General features: G+C 68.5%; 17 protein-coding genes. 11 read left to right on the top strand and 6 right to left on the bottom strand.

Annotation, left to right across the window (positions count from 1 at the left end):
* Nucleotides 1–41: 41 nt before the first annotated feature.
* From coaD to GCU53_RS14660, 5 genes are all read left to right on the top strand, one after another.
* Nucleotides 42–521: a pantetheine-phosphate adenylyltransferase gene (gene coaD, locus GCU53_RS14680; RefSeq protein WP_152388272.1), complete on the top strand. Its 480-nt coding sequence runs from the start codon at nucleotides 42–44 to the stop codon at nucleotides 519–521.
* A gap of 112 nt (nucleotides 522–633) precedes the next feature.
* A complete protein-coding gene (locus GCU53_RS14675) occupies nucleotides 634–885 on the top strand; it encodes a YfhL family 4Fe-4S dicluster ferredoxin (RefSeq protein WP_152388271.1) in 252 nt (83 codons plus the stop codon).
* A gap of 3 nt (nucleotides 886–888) precedes the next feature.
* On the top strand, nucleotides 889–2,604 hold the full coding sequence (ggt, locus tag GCU53_RS14670) for a gamma-glutamyltransferase (RefSeq protein ID WP_152388270.1): 1,716 nt from the start codon (nucleotides 889–891) through the stop codon (nucleotides 2,602–2,604).
* Between the two features lie 172 nt (nucleotides 2,605–2,776).
* Nucleotides 2,777–4,132: a (Fe-S)-binding protein gene (locus GCU53_RS14665; RefSeq protein ID WP_152388269.1), complete on the top strand. Its 1,356-nt coding sequence runs from the start codon at nucleotides 2,777–2,779 to the stop codon at nucleotides 4,130–4,132.
* Nucleotides 4,133–4,320: 188 nt separating this feature from the next.
* Nucleotides 4,321–5,415, top strand: a complete 1,095-nt coding sequence (locus tag GCU53_RS14660) for a hypothetical protein (RefSeq protein WP_244306781.1) — start codon at nucleotides 4,321–4,323, stop codon at nucleotides 5,413–5,415.
* Nucleotides 5,416–5,489: 74 nt separating this feature from the next.
* Here the strand turns inward: GCU53_RS14660 and GCU53_RS14655 are convergent, their stop codons facing one another.
* On the bottom strand, nucleotides 5,490–7,373 hold the full coding sequence (locus GCU53_RS14655; protein ID WP_152388268.1) for a 3'-5' exonuclease: 1,884 nt from the start codon (nucleotides 7,371–7,373) through the stop codon (nucleotides 5,490–5,492).
* A gap of 302 nt (nucleotides 7,374–7,675) precedes the next feature.
* Here GCU53_RS14655 and GCU53_RS14650 point away from each other — a divergent pair, with 302 nt between their 5' ends.
* Nucleotides 7,676–8,785 (top strand): DUF1615 domain-containing protein, encoded by a 1,110-nt coding sequence (locus GCU53_RS14650; RefSeq protein WP_167520116.1) that lies wholly within the window; start codon nucleotides 7,676–7,678, stop codon nucleotides 8,783–8,785.
* A gap of 15 nt (nucleotides 8,786–8,800) precedes the next feature.
* On the opposite strand, the gene GCU53_RS14645 is transcribed toward GCU53_RS14650, so the two are convergent.
* From GCU53_RS14645 to mutM, 3 genes are all read right to left on the bottom strand, one after another.
* Nucleotides 8,801–10,630 (bottom strand): Na/Pi cotransporter family protein, encoded by a 1,830-nt coding sequence (locus GCU53_RS14645; protein ID WP_167520075.1) that lies wholly within the window; start codon nucleotides 10,628–10,630, stop codon nucleotides 8,801–8,803.
* A 108-nt stretch (nucleotides 10,631–10,738) separates the two neighbouring features.
* On the bottom strand, nucleotides 10,739–11,086 hold the full coding sequence (locus GCU53_RS14640; protein ID WP_152388266.1) for a multidrug transporter: 348 nt from the start codon (nucleotides 11,084–11,086) through the stop codon (nucleotides 10,739–10,741).
* A gap of 108 nt (nucleotides 11,087–11,194) precedes the next feature.
* Complete coding sequence (gene mutM / locus GCU53_RS14635; protein ID WP_152388265.1) at nucleotides 11,195–12,007, bottom strand: bifunctional DNA-formamidopyrimidine glycosylase/DNA-(apurinic or apyrimidinic site) lyase; 813 nt, start codon at nucleotides 12,005–12,007, stop codon at nucleotides 11,195–11,197.
* A 166-nt stretch (nucleotides 12,008–12,173) separates the two neighbouring features.
* On the opposite strand from mutM, the gene GCU53_RS14630 reads away from it, so the two are divergent.
* The 5 genes from GCU53_RS14630 to GCU53_RS14610 all read left to right on the top strand — a co-directional run bounded on the left by GCU53_RS14630 (nucleotide 12,174) and on the right by GCU53_RS14610 (nucleotide 17,515).
* Complete coding sequence (locus GCU53_RS14630) at nucleotides 12,174–12,737, top strand: type 1 glutamine amidotransferase domain-containing protein (protein ID WP_152388264.1); 564 nt, start codon at nucleotides 12,174–12,176, stop codon at nucleotides 12,735–12,737.
* A gap of 187 nt (nucleotides 12,738–12,924) precedes the next feature.
* Nucleotides 12,925–14,505, top strand: a complete 1,581-nt coding sequence (locus GCU53_RS14625) for a methyl-accepting chemotaxis protein (protein ID WP_152388263.1) — start codon at nucleotides 12,925–12,927, stop codon at nucleotides 14,503–14,505.
* 83 nt (nucleotides 14,506–14,588) lie between these two features.
* The gene (locus tag GCU53_RS14620; RefSeq protein WP_152388262.1) at nucleotides 14,589–15,515 is read left to right on the top strand and encodes an ABC transporter ATP-binding protein; all 927 of its coding nucleotides are present in this window, start codon (nucleotides 14,589–14,591) and stop codon (nucleotides 15,513–15,515) included.
* The gene (locus GCU53_RS14615; RefSeq protein WP_152388261.1) at nucleotides 15,512–16,273 is read left to right on the top strand and encodes an ABC transporter permease; all 762 of its coding nucleotides are present in this window, start codon (nucleotides 15,512–15,514) and stop codon (nucleotides 16,271–16,273) included. The genes GCU53_RS14620 and GCU53_RS14615 overlap by 4 nt, the downstream gene beginning before the upstream one ends.
* A gap of 48 nt (nucleotides 16,274–16,321) precedes the next feature.
* Nucleotides 16,322–17,515: a class I SAM-dependent rRNA methyltransferase gene (locus GCU53_RS14610; protein WP_152388260.1), complete on the top strand. Its 1,194-nt coding sequence runs from the start codon at nucleotides 16,322–16,324 to the stop codon at nucleotides 17,513–17,515.
* 287 nt (nucleotides 17,516–17,802) lie between these two features.
* On the opposite strand, the gene GCU53_RS14605 is transcribed toward GCU53_RS14610, so the two are convergent.
* Both GCU53_RS14605 and GCU53_RS14600 read right to left on the bottom strand, forming a co-directional pair.
* A complete protein-coding gene (locus GCU53_RS14605) occupies nucleotides 17,803–19,029 on the bottom strand; it encodes a type II toxin-antitoxin system HipA family toxin (RefSeq protein ID WP_152388259.1) in 1,227 nt (408 codons plus the stop codon).
* Nucleotides 19,029–19,352 carry a helix-turn-helix domain-containing protein gene (locus GCU53_RS14600; protein WP_152388258.1) on the bottom strand — a complete coding sequence of 108 codons (324 nt, stop codon included), beginning with the start codon at nucleotides 19,350–19,352 and terminating at the stop codon, nucleotides 19,029–19,031. Before GCU53_RS14600 ends, GCU53_RS14605 begins: the two co-directional genes overlap by 1 nt.
* Between the last annotated feature and the right edge of the window lie 217 nt (nucleotides 19,353–19,569).

Here is a 19,569-nt window from a genome sequence, read left to right as displayed (position 1 = left end):
GCTACCATCCGGGCCTCCATGAACCCGCCAAGGACGCCGTGATGAACCGCGTAATCTACCCGGGAACCTTCGATCCGATCACCAAGGGACATGGCGATCTGGTCGAGCGCGCCGCCAAGCTGTTCGACCAGGTGATCATCGCCGTGGCCGCCAGCCCGAAGAAGAACCCGCTGTTTTCCCTCGAGCAACGCGTCGAGCTGGTCCGGGAAGTCACCCGCCACCTGCCCAACGTCGAGGTGGTGGGCTTCTCCAGCCTGCTCGCGCAGTTCGCCCGGGACCAGAAGGCCAACGTGCTGCTGCGCGGCCTGCGCGCGGTGTCCGACTTCGAGTACGAATTCCAGCTGGCCAACATGAACCGCCAGCTCGCACCGGAAGTGGAAAGCCTGTTCCTCACCCCCTCGGAGAAGTACTCCTACATCTCCTCCACCCTGGTCCGGGAAATCGCCGCGCTGGGCGGCAACATCGAGCAGTTCGTGCACCCCGCGGTGGCCGTCGCCCTGCGCGAGCGCTTCCGCACTTGATCGACCACCCGGCCGGCTGCCCGGCGGACGTGCACTGCGGACGCCGATACGGCACAATTCGCTCCCTGTCGTTGTCCCCAGTGTCGCGGCCGGTCCGCGGCAGGAGTCCAGAATGTCCCTGAAGATCACCGACGATTGCATCAACTGCGACGTCTGCGAACCCGAGTGCCCGAACGGCGCCATCTCCCAGGGGGAAGAGATCTACGTGATCGATCCCAACCTGTGCACCGAATGCGTCGGCCACTACGACGAACCCCAATGCCAGCAGGTCTGTCCGGTGGACTGCATCCCCCATGACGAAAACCATGTCGAGAGCCGCGACGAGCTGATGCAGAAGTACCTGATCATCACCGGCAAGGCCTGACCGGTGCCCGGCGACGGAACGCCTGCCCGCCATGAACGGCCCCTCGGCCGGCTCCTCGCCGGCCTCGCGCTGCTGGCCCTCGCGGTCACGGCCCAGGCGCAGGCCCCTGTCCGTGCCGCCCTCGCCACGCCCCACCCTCTGGCCGGCGCCGCCGGCCGGGAAATCCTCGAAGCCGGCGGCAACGCCTTCGACGCCGCCGTGGCGGTCGCCGCCAGCCTGGCGGTGGTCGAACCCTACGGCTCCGGCCTCGGCGGCGGCGGCTTCTTTCTGCTGCGCGAGGACCAGGGTGACGCCCCGGCCCGCTACCTGTTCCTCGATGCCCGCGAACGCGCGCCCCTCGCCGCCCATGCCGAACTCTACGTGCGCGACGGCCGCGCCCAGCCCCACCTGTCCCGCGACGGCGCCCTGGCCGCGGCGATTCCCGGCCTGCCGGCGGCGCTGGTCGAACTGGCCGCCCGCCACGGCCGCCTGCCGCTGAAGGACAGCCTGGCACCGGCGATCCGCCAGGCCCGCGACGGCTTTCCCGTCGACCGCATCTACCGGCAGCGTGCCGGCTTCCGCCTGAGCGCCCTGCGCGACGACCCGGAGAGCGCCCGGCTGTTCCTCGCCGACGGCGAGCTTCCCGCCGAAGGCCGCCTGGTGCGCCAACCGGAGCTGGCCGCAACCCTCGAACGGCTCGCCGAACACGGCCATGACGGCTTCTATGCCGGCGCCACCGCCGAGCGGCTGGTCGCCGGGGTGCGGGCCGCCGGCGGCATCTGGAGCGCCGAGGATCTGGCCCGCTACCGGGTGGCCGCACGCGAGCCGCTGCGCTTTTCCCTGCACGAAGGGCGCGAGCTGATCGGCGCGCCGCCGCCCTCGGCCGGCGGCATCGCCCTGGCGCAGAGCCTCGGCATGCTCGAGCAGTTGCCCTGGCGGACGGCCGACCGCGTGCAGCGCAGCCATTACGTGGTGGAGGCGTTGCGCCGTGCCTTCCGCGACCGCGGCCTGCTCGGCGATCCGGACTTCGTCGCCAACCCCGTCGAGCGCCTGCTCGCCCCCGCCTACCTGCGCGAACTGGCCGCCGGCATCGACCCGCAGCGGGCCACCCCCAGCGCCAGCCTGGCGTCGGCGCCGGCCTGGCGCGAGGGCGAGCACACCACCCACTTCGCCGTGCTGGACGCCGAAGGCAACGCGGTGGCCGCCACCCTGTCGATCAACCTGCCGTTCGGCGCCGCCTTCACCGTGCCGGGCACCGGGGTGCTGCTCAACGACGAGATGGACGACTTCGCCGCCGACCTGCAGGGCAGCAATGCCTACCGGCTCGCCGCCAGCCCGGCCAACGCCGTCGCCGCCGGCAAGCGTCCGCTGTCCAGCATGAGCCCCACCTTCATCGAAAGCGCCGACGACCTGGCCGCCTTCGGCACCCCCGGCGGCAGCCGCATCCCCGGCATGGTGCTGCTGGCCGTGCTGGAACACCTCGACGGCCAGCCGATCCGGCGCTGGCCGGCGCTGCCGCGCTACCACCACCAGTACCTGCCGGATGTCATCGAGCACGAACCGGACGCCTTCGACGCCACGCAAATCCATGAATTGCAGCGCCGCGGTCATCAGCTGAAGGCGCGCGAGCCCTACGGCAACCAGCAGGTGCTGCACTGGGACAAGCGCAGCGGCGCGGTCGAGGCGGCCAGCGATCCGCGCGGCCTGGGGCGTCCGCACTACCTGCCCGCCCGCCCCTGAATCGCCTCCGCCCGGCCGCTGCGGCACGCCCGTACTGGCATCCGTACCGGCACTTGCTTAGCATGGCAACCATCCGTATCCAGCCCGTAGCCGCCCGAACCATGATCATTCGTCGCTCCCGCTCGTTCCTTCGCCCCCCGTTCCCCGCCATTCGCCGCGAGGAGCATGCCCGATGAAAACCTTCCTCGACTGGTCCGCCTACAAGGACGCCGGCATGGGCGACGCCTATGCCGACATTCCCAGGCACGGCGGCGACTTCGCCAAGGCGGTGGCGGTGTGCATCAACAGCCGCCAGTGCGAGGCCGAGGGCAAGCAGGTGATGTGCCCGAGCTTCCGCGTCAGCGGCAACGAACACCTCTCCACCGGCGGCCGGGTGCGCCTGCTCAAGGCGGCGCTGAACAGCGAGCTGGCCGAGCAGGCGCTGGCCGATCCTACCCTGGCCGAAGCCATGGACCTCTGCGTGGCCTGCAAGGGCTGCAAGCGCGAGTGCGAGGCCAACGTCGACATGCCGCTGATCAAGGCCGAATACCTCGCCCAGCGCGTCGCCCGCGAGGGCCTCGGCTGGCGTAGCCGGCTGTTCGGCCACACCCCGCGCTGGCTGCACCGCGCGCCCTGGCTGAAGCCCCTGGTGCGCCTGCGCAACGCCAGCCCGCTGCTGGCGCGGCTGTCCGAGCGCCTGTTCGGCCTGGCCGCCGGCCGCGCCCTGCCGGAGCCGGCTGCCAAACCCTTCGCCGCCGCGCCAACCGATGCCACGCCCGCCGAAGGCCTGCCCGAGGTGGTGCTGCTGGTCGACACCTTCACCCGCCACTTCGAGCCGGGCATCGCCGAGGCGGCGCTCGCCGTGCTCGAGGCCGGCGGCTACCGGGTGCTGATCGCCGCGCCGGAAGGCAGCGACGACGAGCCGACGCGCGCCCTGTGCTGCGGCCGCACCTACCTGGCCCAGGGCATGGTCGATCAGGCGCGCAGCGAGGCCCGCCGTCTGGTCCAGGCGCTGCTGCCCCACGTGCAGGCCGGACGCACCGTCGTCGGCCTGGAAGCCTCCTGCGTGCTCGGCCTGCGCGACGACGCCCAGGCGCTCGGCCTCGGCGAAGCCGTGGAGCAGGTGGCCAAGCACACCCTGCTGTTCGAGGAGTTCCTCTCCCGCGAAGCCACCGCCAAGCGCCTCGACCTGCCGCTCAAGGCTCTGGCCGGCAGCGAGACCCTGGTCCACGGCCATTGCCACCAGAAGGCGGTGGGCGCCATGAAGTCCATGCGCCGGGTGCTCAAGCTGATCCCCGACCACGAGTTCAGCCTGATCGAATCCGGCTGCTGCGGCATGGCTGGCACCTTCGGCATCGAAGCCGAACATGCCGAACTGTCGTCGAAGATGGCCGAACAGGCGCTGATGCCGGCTCTCAGGGAAAAACCCGCGGCGCGGGTAGTGGCCAACGGTTTCTCCTGCCGCCACCAGATGCGCGCCCACGGCGACCAGCGGCCACGGCACCTGGCCGAGCTGCTGCGGGATGCGCTGGAGGAAAAGGCCGGCTGAAGCCATCGGCAAGGCTTGCGCCGGGCGGACAACGGCGTAGCCTTGCCCCCGTGCGGGCCGGCAGGAAGCCCTATTGGACAGGGGGTGGCGAAACGGCGAGGAAAAGAACCGCCATTGCGCACAGTGATCGGGCCGCATGAAGCGGATCGAAACATTTCCGATGGCGCATCTGTCCAAGGGAGCCAGCGATGTCGAACCTTCGCGTCCTGATTGTCGTCTGGCTCGCGGTGCTAGCCGGATGCTCCACATCGGACCGCACCTCCGGGCGGCCGCCGGTGATCCCGGAAAGCACCTGGCGGCAGGTCGACAGCGACATCGTCGCCGCGTCGCAGGACGCGACAAGGCAGACCTCGAATTACGCGCAAGAACTCATGGCCGAGTGGATGGACCTCGTCTACCGGCGCACCGATGCGGAATTCATCCCCTGGTTTTCCAGCTACTGGACCCGGCAATCGCTGTCCATGAGGGTGACCTGGTACAGGCTGAACGCCGAGGGAAAGGAAGAGGTCGTCGATCGCCTGGCCCTCTACCTGCAGGGGCAATACCAGGATCGCGTGCTGAAACCGGTCGCCAAAGAAATCGATCCCGACCGGGTCATGGAGAAGGCGACAAAGTTCTACATCTGGCTGCTCGGCGAGCTGCTCCGGAAGATCCCCGAGCGCTACGGCGTCCCCCAGGATCAGTTCGACCGCCGGCTCAAGGACATCCCCGCCGTCGCGCTGGCGCCACCAGGCAGCCATAGCGCTTCGCTCCATCAGATCCTTCATGCCGGGCCCATCGACCGGCTGCCGGCCTATGCGGCGTTGATCGCTCGCATTCACCAGGCCTCGGCCGACACCGCCGCGAGAGCCCGGACCTCGAGCGCCGGCATATCCTCGGTCGCCAGACGGACCAGCGAAAGGCTGACGGCCGAACTCGCCACCAGCGGTGTCGCCAGCGCCCTCTCGGCAGCGGTCGGCCGGGCGGCAGGCATGGCGATCTCCCTGGGCGCGGCAGGCTTCAACAGCATGACCCACGAGAGCGAGCGGCCGAAAATGGAGGCGCAGCTGCGCAGAAGCCTGAACGAAGCCTTCGACGAAGAATGGCTCGAGCTGATGCGCAATCCCGACACGGGAGTGCTGGCGGGGGTCCATCACCTGGCCGGACGGATCGAGGGAAGCCTCGCCCACACCGCTGCGCCGCCTCCCCGGCTCGAGCCGGCGCCGCAAGAGGTTTCCCTGCCAGGTGGACAATCCCTCGGGCACGGGCATGCGGGCGGCGCAGTCGCCTACCCGCCGTGGTAGCGCGCATGCATGAGCCGGTGCGGCCGGCAGCCACATTTCACGGGGCTTCGGGTCAACGCAATACCCGCCCAGGCTCAATCAGCCCCACAGGTCTCCACTGCCTCCAGCCGCTGCCGCACACTCCCGATCGCCTCCCGAACCCGCCGACCGAACGCCGAATCGCCGCGGCAGGTCATGATCAGGCGGCCGGTGGCGCGGGTCATGGCCACGTAGAGCAGGCGCGCCTCGTCGGCCTCGGCCTCCCCTTTGGCGGGCATCTCGCCCAGACCGGGGATCAGCACCAGCCCGAACTCCAGCCCCTTGCTCGAGTGCATGCTGACGATCTTGACCGCGTCCTCGTCGCCATACAGCGCGCCGCGGCCATGGGACGAGGCGCCCGAGGCATAGCGCAGGCCGGCCATGCCCAGCACCCGCTCGGCCTGTCGGGCCTGGGCGTTGCTGCGGTAGATCACCGCCATGTCGCTCAGCGCCCTGCCCTTGCCCTGTTCGTCGCGCAGGCGCTCGACAACGCAGTTCCACTCGTGCCAGTCCGATTCGCACTGGATCAACTCCGGCAAGGGACCGCGCCGCCCGGCGCTCTCCGGCGCCACGACGGGCACGCCGTCCTCGGCGGCCTCGCGCCCGGTCAGCAGGTCGCTGGCGAAGGCCCGCGCCACGGACAGCACTTCCAGGGTATTGCGGTAGTTGAGCTTGAGGACGGTGGTGCGGCCCGGAGCCTGGATGCCCACGCTGGCGAAGCTGAAATCCAGGCCGCGCCGGCCGCCCTTGCCGCGATAGATGGATTGCGCGTCGTCGTAGAGCACCAGCAGCGAATTGGTGTCCGGGTCGACCATCCGCACCGCCAGCCGAAACCACTCGGGTTCAAAGTCGTGGCCCTCGTCGATCAGCACCGCCGCGTACCGGCCATCCGGAATCCGTCCCTGTTCCACGCCGTCGACGGCGTACTCCACCAGCTTCGCCGCAAACGCATCCTTGCCCTGTTGGGCCGGCAGCTTCAGCTTGTGCTCCACCAGCAGTTCGCGGCACCAGGCGTGAAAGCTACGCACCCTGACCTTCCCGCGCAGGCCACGCTCGTCCATCACCTGCTGCAGGCGTCCGGCCAGCGACCGGTTGAAGCAGAGCACCAGGACCGGCTTGCTCGTCACCTGGGCCAGGTGCGCGCAGCGATAGCCGAGGATCATGGTCTTGCCGCTGCCGGCAGGGCCGTGGATCACCCGGTGCCCTTCGCCCAGCGAGCGCGCCAGCTGTTCCTGCTGCAGGTCCATCACCTTGATCAGCGACGGCAGCGGCGCGTCCTCCTCGGCGAACAACCCGAACTGCCCCGGCTGCGCGTTGACCCGCACCTCCGGGTAGAGGTGGTAGCGCACCCGGTCGATCTGCGGCAGCGACAGCCGGCAGGGGAAGACCTGGTGGAACATGTCCCACAGCTGCTGCTGGAATGCCTCGGGGTCGACCGATTCGGTCATCTCGTCCTGAAAGATCACCCGCTGCGGATCCAGCACCTCGGCCAGACCGGTCGCCTCGAACTGCCTGCGGGTGATCCCGGCCAGCACCACGCCCCAGCCGTAGGGCATGATCAGCTTGCCCGCATGGGGCGAGCCTGCCGCCTGCTTCAAGGCCGGGTCCTTCTGCAGGGTCACCGCCACTTCCAGGGCGTAGACGCGCACCTGCGCCATCGGGTTGGTCACCGACTTGAGCTTGCCGCCGTCGAGGATCTGCGCCTTGCCGCGATCCATGCTCCGGATGGTCTCCAGCTTCCAGTCCTTGACCTCCAGCACCAATACCCCGCGCCGCGGATGCAGGACGACGAAATCCGGCTGCAGCGCCTTGGGCCCGACCGGGATGTTGAACCAGCACAGGTAGTCGTCCTCGAGCTTTTTCTCCAGACGCTCGGCGAGCCGCCGCTCGCCCGGGGTGTCGAAGCGGCAGGCGGAGCGGGCGGGGAAGAATTGGGCCATTTGCGTTGCCTTTTCCGTGGCGTGCCCGCGGGGCACGGGGCAGATCGTGGATGGGAGCGGGCCTGCAGCCCGGCCTTGAGCGGCCGCTAATGATAGCAGTGAGCCATCATAGCCTCGACTGCCATCCTCCGTGACTGGCCATCGCCGGGCGGCGGCAGGCGTCGGGCAATCGCGTGCCCCGGCGCTTTTTCGTGCGCCCGCCGCAACTGCCACCGCCGTTGCATTGCCCAACCAGAACCGTCACGACGACTCGGAACACCATGTCTTTGAAACCTCTCATTCGCAGCGCAAGCCCGCCGGCCATGAGCGGATCGCCGCGCCGAAGCGGCGGCGCGCTGGGCCTCGCCCTGCTGCTGACGCTGGCCGGCTGCGGCACGCAGCGCCCCGAGGAGCCGCGCCCGAGCGAGGTGCGCGCGCAGATCGTGCGGCTGATGCCGGCCAGGATTGCCGACCGGCAAGGCTGGGCGACCGATATCTACGCGGCGTTCGCGGCCCAGGACATCCCCCCCACCACCGAGAACCTGTGCGCCGTACTGGCCGTGACCGAGCAGGAGTCGACCTTCCAGGTCGACCCGCCGGTGCCCGGCCTGGCCCGGATCGCCCGCAAGGAGATCGACCGCCGCGCCGCCCAGTTGCGCATTCCGGAGTTTCTGGTGCGGGCCGCCCTGGGGCTCGAATCGTCCGGCGGCAAGAGCTACAGCGAACGCCTGGGCGCCGTGCGCACCGAGAAGGAGCTGAGCGCGATCTTCGAGGATTTCATCGGCATGGTCCCGCTCGGACGTCAGCTGTTCGGCCGTCTCAATCCGGTGCAGACCGGCGGACCGATGCAGGTCAGCATCGCCTTCGCCGAAAGCCGGGCGCGGGACTATCCCTATCCGGTCGCCGGCTCGATCCGCCACGAGGTATTCAGCCGCCGCGGCGGCATGTACTTCGGCATCGCCCACCTGCTGGGCTATCCCGCCAGCTACACCCGCTCGCTGTACCGCTTCGCCGATTTCAACGCCGGCTGGTACGCCAGCCGCAACGCCGCTTTCCAGAACGCCGTCAGCCTGGCCTCGGGCATTCCCCTGGAGCTCGACGGCGACCTCATCCGCCACGGCTCCTTCACGCCGGGCGCGACGGAGCTGACCGTGCGCTCGCTGGACAAGAAGCTGGGCATGGGCGATGCGGCCATCCGCCGCGCCCTGGAACAGGGCGACCGACTCGATTTCGAGGACACCAGGCTCTACAAGCGCGTGTTCGCGCTGGCCGAGCGCCTGGAGGGCAAGGCGCTGCCGCGTGCGGTGCTGCCGGGCATCAAGCTGCAGAGCCCGAAGATCACCCGCAACCTCACCACCGCCTGGTTTGCCAAACGGGTCGACGAACGCCACCGCCGCTGCATGGCGCGCGCCGCGGGCGGAGGCAGAAAATAGCGGCCTCGCCGCCGCTCAGCGCAACTGGATCAAGGGCTCGTCCTCGACCGCCAGCCGGCGCAGCGCGCGGGACTGGCCGTCGCCGAGCTGCAGCACGTTGCGCAGGCTCTGGACGATGCGGCTGACGTAGCCCAGGTCGTTCATCAGCGAGCCGGTCTGCAGGCCGTCCAGCTCCCGGTTGCGGGTGGCGGCGAACAGCCGGGCGCGGAACTGCGCGTCGAAGTCCGCCGCACGCTCGTCGAGCAGGCGCAGGCGTTCGTGCCAGGCCTCGTCCGGCACCTCCAGGCGGCCCAGCTCGCGCACCTCGCGCAGCATCGCCAGCAGATGCCGGCGCAGGTCGACGTAGGCCTCGCGGACCGGCGAGTCCTCGCCGCGCAGGTAGTGGCCGAGGTTCTTCTGCAGGTGTTTGGCGTCCTTCACCGCATCCACCAGCTGCAGTGCGCCCAGTTGGCAGGCGACCCAGAACTGCTGGCGGGCCTCGTCCCGCGGCACCTCCACCCGGCCCATGAAGCTCAGCAGGTCGCCGTAGACGCCCTTGACGTGCCGCTGGTAGAGCGCCTCGGCATCCAGATGGTGGCCGTCCGGCCGCGCACGCAGCAGCGCCTCGTCCGGCCGGTCGCTGGCCAGTTGCTCCACTGGCAGGTAGAGCGCGTGGCAGATCACTTCCAGGCTCAGCCGGCCGAGGTGCTGCAGCTCGCGCAGCACCGCGCTGGCGGCGGCGTCGGCCGACCCCAGCAGGCTGTCGCCGAGATAGCGGGCGCGGGTGCGCGGCGCCTCGACCGCGGCCGGCGCCAGCTCGGTGATCAGCACCTGAGGCTCGCGGCGCTCCGGCAGCCAGCGCTCCAGCAGGCGCACCAGCTGCGCCTGCCAGGGCCAGAACAGCAGCACGCCAAGGGCGTTGAACAGGGTATGGAACAGCGCCAGCTGGATCAGCCGGTTGTCCGCCAGCCCCAGCGGCGTCGCCAGCCACTGCACCAGAGCGGCCAGGGGCGTCAGCAGGACCAGCGCCACCAGCGCGGTGACGCCGTTGAACAGCACATGGGCCAGCGCCAGGCGCTGCCCGCCGCGGTCGCCGCCGAGGATGGCGGCCACCGCGGTGCTGACCGTAGTACCGACGTTGGAGCCGATGGCGACAGCCAGCCCCTGCTCCAGCTCGAGCTGACCGCCGGCCAGGGCCGCGAGGGTCAGCATCAGGGAGGCGTGGCTGGACTGCAGGACCACGGTGACCGCCAGGCCGAGCAGCACGAACAGCAGTGCCCCGGGCAGGCCGTCGACCTTCCAGCCGCCCATGTCCAGCGTCTCGCCGAAGCCGGAGAAGCCCGCCTTGATCTGGTCGATGCCGAGGAACAGGAAGCCGATGCCCAGCAGGATGCGCCCGGCCGCCCGGCTCTTCGGTCCGTTGAAGCCGATCAGCACGCCGAACACCAGCAATGGCAGGGCCAGCGGCGCGAGGCTGATGTTATGCCCGGCCAGGGCCAGCAGCCAGATGCCGCTGGTGGTGCCCAGGTTGGTGCCGAAGACGATGGCCAGGCCGCCGGCCAGGGCGATCAGCCCGCTGCCGATGAAGGCGACGGTCAGCAGGGACACCAGGCTGCTGGACTGCAGCAGGACGGTGCCGGCCAGGCCGAACAGGAAGCCCTTGAAGGGGGTGGCGGTGCTGCGCTTGAGCAGCGCCTCCAGCCGACCGCCGGCGAGCTGCTTGAGCCCTTCCTCCAGGCACTGCATGCCGAACAGGAAGAGCGCGAGCCCCGCGCACAGCTGCAGCCAGCCGGGACTGAGCCAGAAGGAATAGGCCAGCCCGAGGCCGGCCAGAAAGGCGATGAGAACGTTGAGACGACGATTCAAGAATCAGGACTTCCCGTGGCCGGACAGCGCCTCGCCCCGCGGGCAAGGGGGGCAAAGCCTACGCTGCCGGCAGGATGCCGGGAAGTATCGGAACGCCGAACGCCCCGCTCAGTCCTGACGGTAGCCGCTGGTGGTGCAGCCGAGACAGCGCACGAACGCCTCCCGCCCCGGATCGACGACCAGCGCCTGGCCGGCCTCCTTGACGTTGCCGCCCAGCGCGGTGAACGGCAGGCTGACCACGAAGGCCGCCGTACCGATGAGGGTGCCGGCGATCAGAAACGGCCGGGCGATCAGCAGGTCGCCCATCATCGCGTAGGCCGGCGGCGCCTCGACGGAATAGACGGGATCGCCGCTGACATTGGATTGCTCGACCTCGGCGTGCGCCCCGTGCGCCGGCAGGGTCGAAAGGCCAGTGGTCAGCGCCAGGACAAGGGCGAGCGGGCGAAGCGGAGGCATGCGGCGGTCCTTCATCGGTGTTTTTGGCAGAGCTGCGACTATAGCAGCGCCCCCGACAGCGCCGGCGTGACGGCCATCAATCGGCGAGGATTGGGGCCGAGTTCCCCGTCAGCGCTGGCAGCGACCGCAGTAGACGCTGGCGCGCTGGCCGAGGCGCACCTCGTGCAGGGTGCCGCCGCAGACCTTGCAGAACTCGCCGCCGCGCCCGTAGACCAGCAGGGTCTGCTGGAAGTAGCCGGGCTTGCCGTCGCCGCCGACGAAGTCGCGCAGGGTGGTGCCGCCGCACTCGATGGCCTGGGCGAGGATGCGCCGGATCTCCTCCGCCAGCCGCTGGTAGCGCGCCCGCGAGACCGAGCCGGCGGCGCGCCGCGGATCGATGCCGGCGGCGAACAGCGCCTCGCTGGCGTAGATGTTGCCCACCCCGACCACCACCCCGTTGTCCATGATGAACGGCTTGACCGCCACGCTCTTGCCGCGCGACAGCCGGTACAGGCGCTCGCCGTCGAAGTCCTCGCCCAAAGGCTCCGGGCCGAGCCGGCGCAGCAGTTCGTGCTCCAGGGGATCAAGGCTCCAGAGCAGCGCGCCGAAGCGCCGCGGGTCGGTGTAGCGCAGCGCCAGCCCGGACTCCAGCAGGATGTCCACGTGCTCGTGCCTGGCCGCCGGCAAGCCGGCCTCGACCAGCCGCAGGCTGCCGGACATGCCCAGATGGCCGATCAGGGTACCCGCCTCGGCGCGGATCAGGAGGTACTTGGCGCGCCGCTCCACCGCCTCGATGCGCTGGCCGGACAGGCGCACGTCGAGGTCCTCGGGGACCGGCCAGCGCAGCCGGCGTTCACGGACGACGACCCGCTCGACGCGCTGGCCGACCAGGTGCGGGGCGATTCCGCGGCGGGTGGTTTCGACTTCGGGCAGTTCGGGCATGGCGGCACGACAGGCTGAAAAAAGCGGGCACCGACCATAGCAGGAAGGCCGCGGCGCGAAAATCCCGCGCGCCGACCGGAGGCAGAACTTTGCCGGCCGGGATGGTCGGATTCCTTGTGAACCCCGCGCCCGCGGGCGCTTCATTCACCGCTCAGGAGGTACCCCGATGACGCAATCCCTGAAAGGCAAACGCGTGGCTTTCCTGGTGACCGACGGGTTCGAGCAGGTCGAACTCACCGGCCCCAGGGAGGCCCTCGACAAGGCCGGTGCCCGGACCCTGATCGTCTCGGCGAAGTCGGGCCGGGTCACCGGCTGGAACCACACCAAACCCGCCGACCATTTCCCGGTCGAGCGCACCTTCGACACCCTGCGCATCGAGGACTGCGACGCGCTGGTGCTGCCGGGCGGCGTGGTCAACGGGGACAACATTCGCCTGGACGAGATGGCCCAGGAGCTGGTGCGCGATGCGGCCCGCGAGAACAAGCCCATCGCCGCGATCTGCCATGGCGGCTGGCTGCTGATCTCCGCCGATCTGGTCAAGGGCAAGACCCTGACCAGTTGGCCGTCGCTGCGCGACGACCTGCAGAATGCCGGCGCCACCTGGGTGGACCGTCCGGTGGTGGTCGACGGCCAGCTGATCACCAGCCGCAAGCCCGACGACATCCCGGCCTTCAGCCAGGCGCTGATCGAGAGCCTGGGCGGCAAGGCGGCGCAGGTCTCGGCCGCCTGACCTTCTTCCTGTGCCGGTCCAGGGCTCCCGGGCAGACGCCCGGGGGCCCTTTTCGTGGGCGCCATCGGCAGCCCGCCGCCATCGGCCGGCAAAAGATCCGGCAATTTTACCGAAAAACCTCTCAAGGACGCGGGATAGCGGCCGATCTAAGGGGGACTCTCAGTCCCATGCCAGGAGGCCCCTCCCGATGCTATCCCGCCGTCCCATCGGTGCCCGCCTGGGCATCGCCTTCGGTACCCTCGTCCTGCTCCTCATCTCGGCCACCGTGGTCGCCCTGTACGGCATGAGCGAGCTGCGGGAATCGGCCGACGCCCTCGACCGCAACGCCAAACTGGCGCAGAACGCCGCCCAGGTGCGCCTGCTGGCCCTGGAGGAACGCCGCTTCGAGAAGGACATCTTCATCAACCTGCGCGATGCGGAAAAGGTGCAGTCCTACAAGGCGCGCTGGGACGCGGCCCTGAAGAAGCTGCAGGATACCCTGCAGGCCGGCAAGGCCCAGGCCCCCGATGCGGAGCTGGCCGGGCTCTACGAGGCGTCCGCCGCGGCACTGGACGGCTATGCCGACGGCTTCGACGCCATCCACCGGCGCCTGCGGGCGGGCGAGTTCGCCGACACGGCCGCCGCCAACAGCGCCATGGGCCGCTACAAGGACGAGGTCTACCGCCTCGACGAAAGCGGCGCGGCCATCGACCGCAAGGCCGCCGAGCACATGGCCCAGGCCAGGGAGCAGGTCGCCGCGCAGTTGCGCAACGCCCAGGTCGGCCTGCTCGGCTTCGCCGCCCTGGCCCTGCTGATCGCCGTGCTGATGGCCCTGTACATCACCCGCAGCATCACCAGCCCCCTGCAGCGGGCGCTGGCGGCGACCCGCCGGGTGGCCGAGGGCGACCTGACCCAGGACCTCGCCGGCCACGCCCACGACGAGACCGGCCAGTTGCTCAACGCCATGGACGAAACCAACCGCAAGCTGTCCGACCTGGTCGGCTCCCTGCACAGCGGCAGCGAAAGCGTCTACAGCCGCGCCCGGGAAGTCTTCCACGGCAGCCAGGAGCTGGCCGCGCGCACCGAGGAGCAGGCCAGCGCCCTGCAGCAGACGGCCGCCAGCATGGAGCAGATCAGCGCCACCGCCCGGCAGACCAGCGAGGCCACCGAGCAGGCCAACCGGCTCGCCGCGACCGCCGCGCGCACCGCGCAGAGCGGCGGCCAGGACGTGGAGCGCAGCATCCTGCTGATGCGCGAGCTGGCCGACAGCTCGCAGAAGATCAACGACATCATCGGGGTCATCGACGCGATCGCCTTCCAGACCAACCTCCTCGCCCTCAACGCCTCGGTGGAGGCAGCCCGCGCCGGCGAACAGGGCCGCGGCTTCGCCGTGGTGGCCGCCGAAGTGCGCAACCTGGCCAGCCGCAGCGCCACCTCGGCCCAGGAGATCCGCGGCCTGATCGAGGGTATCGGCGAGAAGATCGGCGAAGGCGCCCGCCAGGCCGAGTACAGCGGGCGGAGCATCCGCGACGCGGTGGACGCCATCCACCAGCTGGCCAGCCTGATGGAGGAGATCTCCGCCGCCACCCGCGAGCAGCGCAGCGGCTTCGGCCAGATCAACGGCGCCATCGGCCAGCTGGACGGCACCACCCAGCAGAACGCCGCCCTGGTGGAGCAGTCCCGCGCGGCGGCTGCCGCCCTGGAGGAGCAGGCGGCCCTGATGCAGCAGCGGGTGGCCGTGTTCAGGACGCGGGAAACCGCTGCCGAGGACGCGCCGGCGCTGGCCTGAGCGTAGCCGGCCCCTCGCGCAGGCGTGCGAGGAGCGGACCGGGCCGGGTAGAATCGCTGCACAAGGGGAACAGGGAGACTCGCGTGCAGCCAGCCATCGCCATCCATGGCCTGTCCAAGACCTATGCGTCGGGCCTCACCGCGCTGCGCAACGTGGACCTGGAAATCCGCCGGGGCGAGATCTTCGCCCTGCTGGGTCCCAACGGCGCGGGCAAGACCACGCTGATCAGCATCATCTGCGGCATCGTCAATCCCAGCGAAGGCCGGGTCCTGGCCGACGGCCACGACATCGTCGCCGACTACCGCGCGGCGCGCGCCAGGATCGGCCTGGTGCCGCAGGAGCTGTCCACCGACGCCTTCGAGAGCGTGTGGAGCACCGTCACCTTCAGCCGCGGCCTGTTCGGCAAGCCGGCCAACCCCGCCTACATCGAGAAGCTGCTGCGCGAGCTGTCCCTGTGGGACAAGAAGGACAGCCGCATCATGGCCCTGTCGGGCGGCATGAAGCGCCGCGTGATGATCGCCAAGGCGCTGTCCCACGAGCCGCAGATCCTCTTTCTCGACGAGCCCACCGCCGGGGTCGACGTGGAGCTGCGCCGCGGCATGTGGGACATGGTGCGGCGCCTGCGCGAGAGCGGCGTCACCATCGTCCTGACCACCCACTACATCGAGGAGGCCCAGGAAATGGCCGACCGCATCGGCGTGATCCGCCAGGGCGAGATCATCCTGGTGGAAGAGAAGGACGCGCTGATGGCCAAGCTCGGCAAGCGCCAGCTGACCCTGACCCTGAGCGCGCCGCTCGAGCGGATCCCGGAGTCGCTGCAGGCCTACCGCCTGGAGCTGTCGGCCGACGGCGGCCAACTGGTCTACACCTACGACAACCAGGCCAATGGCGGCGGCATCGCCCGCCTGCTGCAACGGCTGGGCGAGGCCGGCATCGAATTCAAGGACCTCAGCTCCTCGGAAAGCTCCCTGGAGGAAATCTTCGTCAGCCTGGTGCACTCGCCCTCATGAACCTCTACGGCATACGCGCGATCTACCTGTTCGAAATGGCCCGCATGCGGCGCACGCTGATGCAGAGCGTGGCCTCGCCGGTCATCTCCACCGCCCTGTACTTCGTGGTGTTCGGCTCGGCCATCGGCTCGCACATGATGAACATCGACGGCGTCAGCTACGGGGCCTTCATCGTGCCCGGCATGATCATGCTGGCCCTGCTCACCCAGAGCATCTCCAACGCCTCGTTCGGCATCTACATGCCGCGCTTCACCGGCACCATCTACGAGATCCACTCCGCGCCCATCTCCTACATCGAGATCCTGCTGGGCTACGTCGGCGCGGCCGCCAGCAAGTCCATCCTGCTCGGCGCCATCATGCTGGCCACGGCGCGGCTCTGCGTGCCCTTCCAGATCGAGCACCCGCTGTGGATGGTCGCCTTCCTGGTGCTGACCTCGGTCACCTTCAGCCTGCTCGGCTTCATCATCGGCATCTGGGCCGACGGCTTCGAGAAGCTGCAGATCGTCCCGCTGATGATCGTCACGCCGCTGACCTTCCTCGGCGGCAGCTTCTACTCCATCGACATGCTGCCGCCGTTCTGGCAGACGGTGTCGCTGTTCAACCCGGTGGTCTACCTGGTCAGCGGCTTCCGCTGGAGCTTCTACGGCGTGGCCGACGTCAGCCTGCCGGTCAGCCTGGGCATGACCGCGCTCTTCCTGGTCCTCTGCCTGGCCGGCGTGCGCTGGATTTTCAAGACGGGCTATCGGCTGAAGACCTGAACCGTCCCCGGCTTTCGCTATACTCCGCGCTTTTTGCGAGAGTGCCCCATGTCCCTGCCCAGCCTGCGACTGAAAGCCAACGCCGAGCGCCGCCTGCGCGCCGGCCACCTGTGGGTCTACAGCAACGAGGTGGACGTGCTCGCCACCCCGCTGACCGCCTTCCAGGCCGGCGACCAGGCGATCCTCGAAGCGGCCGGCGGCAAACCCCTCGGCATCGTCGCGCTCTCGCCGAACAACCTGATCTGCGCGCGGCTGATCTCCCGCGACCTCAAGCACCCGCTGGACAAGTCGCTCCTGGTGCATCGCCTCAACGTCGCCCTCTCCCTGCGCGAGCGGCTGTTCGACGCGCCCTGCTACCGCCTGGTCTACGGCGACTCCGACCTGCTGCCCGGCCTGGTGGTGGACCGCTTCGGCGACCATCTGGTGGTGCAGCTCGCCTCCGCCGCCATGGAGCGCCACAAGGACGCCGTGGTCGAGGCCCTGGTGCAGGTGCTGAGGCCCGCCGGCATCCTGTTCAAGAACGACTCCAGCGCCCGCGATGCCGAAGGCCTGGAACGCTACGTCGAGACCGCTTTCGGCGTGGTGCCGGAGTGGGTTTCGCTGGAGGAGAACGGCGTGAAGTTCGAGGCCCCGGTGCAGGGCGGGCAGAAGACCGGCTGGTTCTACGACCACCGCCTGAACCGCGCGCGCCTGGCGCCCTACGTCAAGGGCAAGCGGGTGCTCGACCTGTTCAGCTACGTCGGCGGCTGGGGCGTGCAGGCCGCGGCGTTCGGCGCCACCGAAGTGATGTGCGTGGACGGCTCGGCGCTGGCGCTGGACGGCGTCGAGCGCAACGCCGCGCTGAACGGCGTGGCCGAGAAGATGGCCTGCGTCGAGGGGGACGTGTTCGAAGCCCTGAAGGAGCTGAAGGCCGCCGAGGAACGCTTCGACGTGGTCATCGCCGACCCGCCGGCGTTCATCAAGCGCAAGAAGGACCTGAAGAACGGCGAGGCCACCTACCGCCGCCTCAACGAGGCAGCCATGCGTCTGCTCAACAAGGACGGCATCCTGGTCAGCGCCTCCTGTTCGATGCACCTGCCGGAGGACGACCTGCAGAATATCCTCCTCTCCAGCGCCCGCCACCTCGACCGCCACATCCAGCTGCTCGAACGCGGCGGCCAGGGCCCGGACCATCCGGTGCACCCGGCCATCGCCGAAACCCGCTACATCAAGAGCCTGACCTGCCGGATTCTGCCGAGTTGAGGCCTCCTCGATCGTAGGGTGGAAAACTCGCGCAGCGATTTTCCACCGTCGGCGCGGTGGTTGGGGGATGGAAATGGGGTTTTATCCTGGGCCGAGCGGGGATGCGGGGCATGGGCAGTGCCACAAACCGGCCGGTCATGGCCGGCAGAGAGCGGCCAAGAACGGACGCCTATTTGTCCTGAGGTAGATAGACCTAGGGAAAACCGAGGCCAGATCAGGGCTGATTGCCACGCAAGAGCCGCCACAAGTTGCGCAGCGCTGTCATTCCGGTTCGCCTGGCTCGCCCCTTAGGTCAGCAGCTTCCTGCCGCTGGTTGCGTCGACTGCTGCATCCAGCTCGGCGCCAGCCAGGTGCTGCGCATAATGATCCTTCAGCTCCGGCTCCCAGGATGCGACCTCATCCAGAATACCCGCCGCATCCTCCTCGGACAGCGCAAAGTGCTGGTGGTGACTCAACAGGTTGGCCCGGCTCAATAGGGGGCCTCTGATTCCAACATCCATCGCAAGCCCCTGCACTGGGCCCTCACCCAATACTGGAAGTACGTCGTACATGGGCGAGAGCCGCCAAACGCCGTCCTGCCAGATCGCCGCGTGGTTGCGCGGATGATCGTCACTGTTACCTACCAGGGCGTTGTAGGCCATTCGCCGATAGAGTTCCTGCCGATCGGCATCTGGCGCGCCTCTGCGGTACAGCTCATCGGCCAGCGCGGCGTAAATCCATCCGTTATTGGCTTGCGCATGCCATTCGGCATCAAGCAGGGTCAGGCCGCTCATCATCGGAATACGGCGAAATTTCTTCTGATCCTCAGACCACTTCCGGTCAAATCGCTCGACCAGGAGAGTGTTGCCTTTCTCACTGCGATGTAGGGCAGTACGGGCAACGCTCATCCCCTTGCCAGCCGCAAAGGTCATGCAGGCATGTTCGAATGCCGGCAGGTCGTAGTGATCGAACTTGTCGCGCGGCTTGACCAGAATTAGCTTGTGGTCGAAACGGTAGGTGCGCTTGGGCCTGGCTCCCCCAACTGCCGAGCGCTGATCCCGTATTTTCAGGGCCTCCAGCTGTTCGCTGGTCAGCTGGCTGTCGTAGATCGCCGCGCAGACATCGATGAAATGGTCGAGCCCCTTGGCTTCAAGCATTTTCATGGGCTTTTCGCCTATACCCGGCCTGGGCGTACGGTACTCGCCGGCCATGATGTTTCCGGCACGATCCTCGTTCGGTGACAACAGCAAGAGCTGAATCGGATTGAGCGCGCCCTTCTGTGTGCGCCGCAATAGCCGCTCCCCCCAGCCGTCAGGCATCGCATCGTCAATGAAGCCGGGCACACCGCCATTCTTGCGCACGGTGATGGGGTGAGCGGACAGCGGGAAACGAATCGGGTCAGGCACCCAGCACTTGCCCTCCACTACCTCCGGCGCATATCGGAAGGTGCCGACGCCACCGTCCAGGGTGAGCTTGCCCAAGGTCACCGTCTCCCCCGTGATCGGGCATTCCATGTAGATGTAGGCGCTGGGCATCAGAAGTCCTCTGCATCGCTACGCGGTAGTCGTACGCGCTTGCTGGTGTTGGTTTCCAGAAAATCGACATCAAATGCGGGATCATCCATCAGCGCTTGGAACACCCGGTCAGAAATCCCGACAGTAAACAGCGCCAGCATGAAATCGCGTAACGAAACGCCCTCCGTTTTCCCGGCCTCGATGTGCCGAACCGCACGAAGGGAGATCCCGGCTTGCTCTGCCAGGTCAACCTGTCGTATCCCCATGCGCAGACGCGCCTCTTTCACCAGCAGGGCTATGCGGTACAGCAGGGATGCGCTTTGCACGGGGAAAAAGTCTTTCATAAGATAGCGCCAGGAGATGTCTTATATAAAATAAGATATCATAAAATGCATATAAATTGATGAACAACAAAGTATATTGTTGTTTATGTTGATACCTTAATTCTCATAATGTGCAGCTAAGTGTGATCTTAAGCATGGAAGGATCAGCACTGCCCCGCCCAGGAATCGTCTCTGAGGCCCATCATCGCAGGCAGGCGGCCCGAGTCCGCCTCTGGCC

It is taken from the genome of Azotobacter salinestris, from assembly GCF_009363155.1.
Classification (GTDB): Bacteria; Pseudomonadota; Gammaproteobacteria; order Pseudomonadales; family Pseudomonadaceae; genus Azotobacter; species Azotobacter salinestris.
The sequence above is the reverse complement of the archived record's forward strand: the minus strand, read 5'-3'. Positions and strand labels throughout refer to the sequence as shown.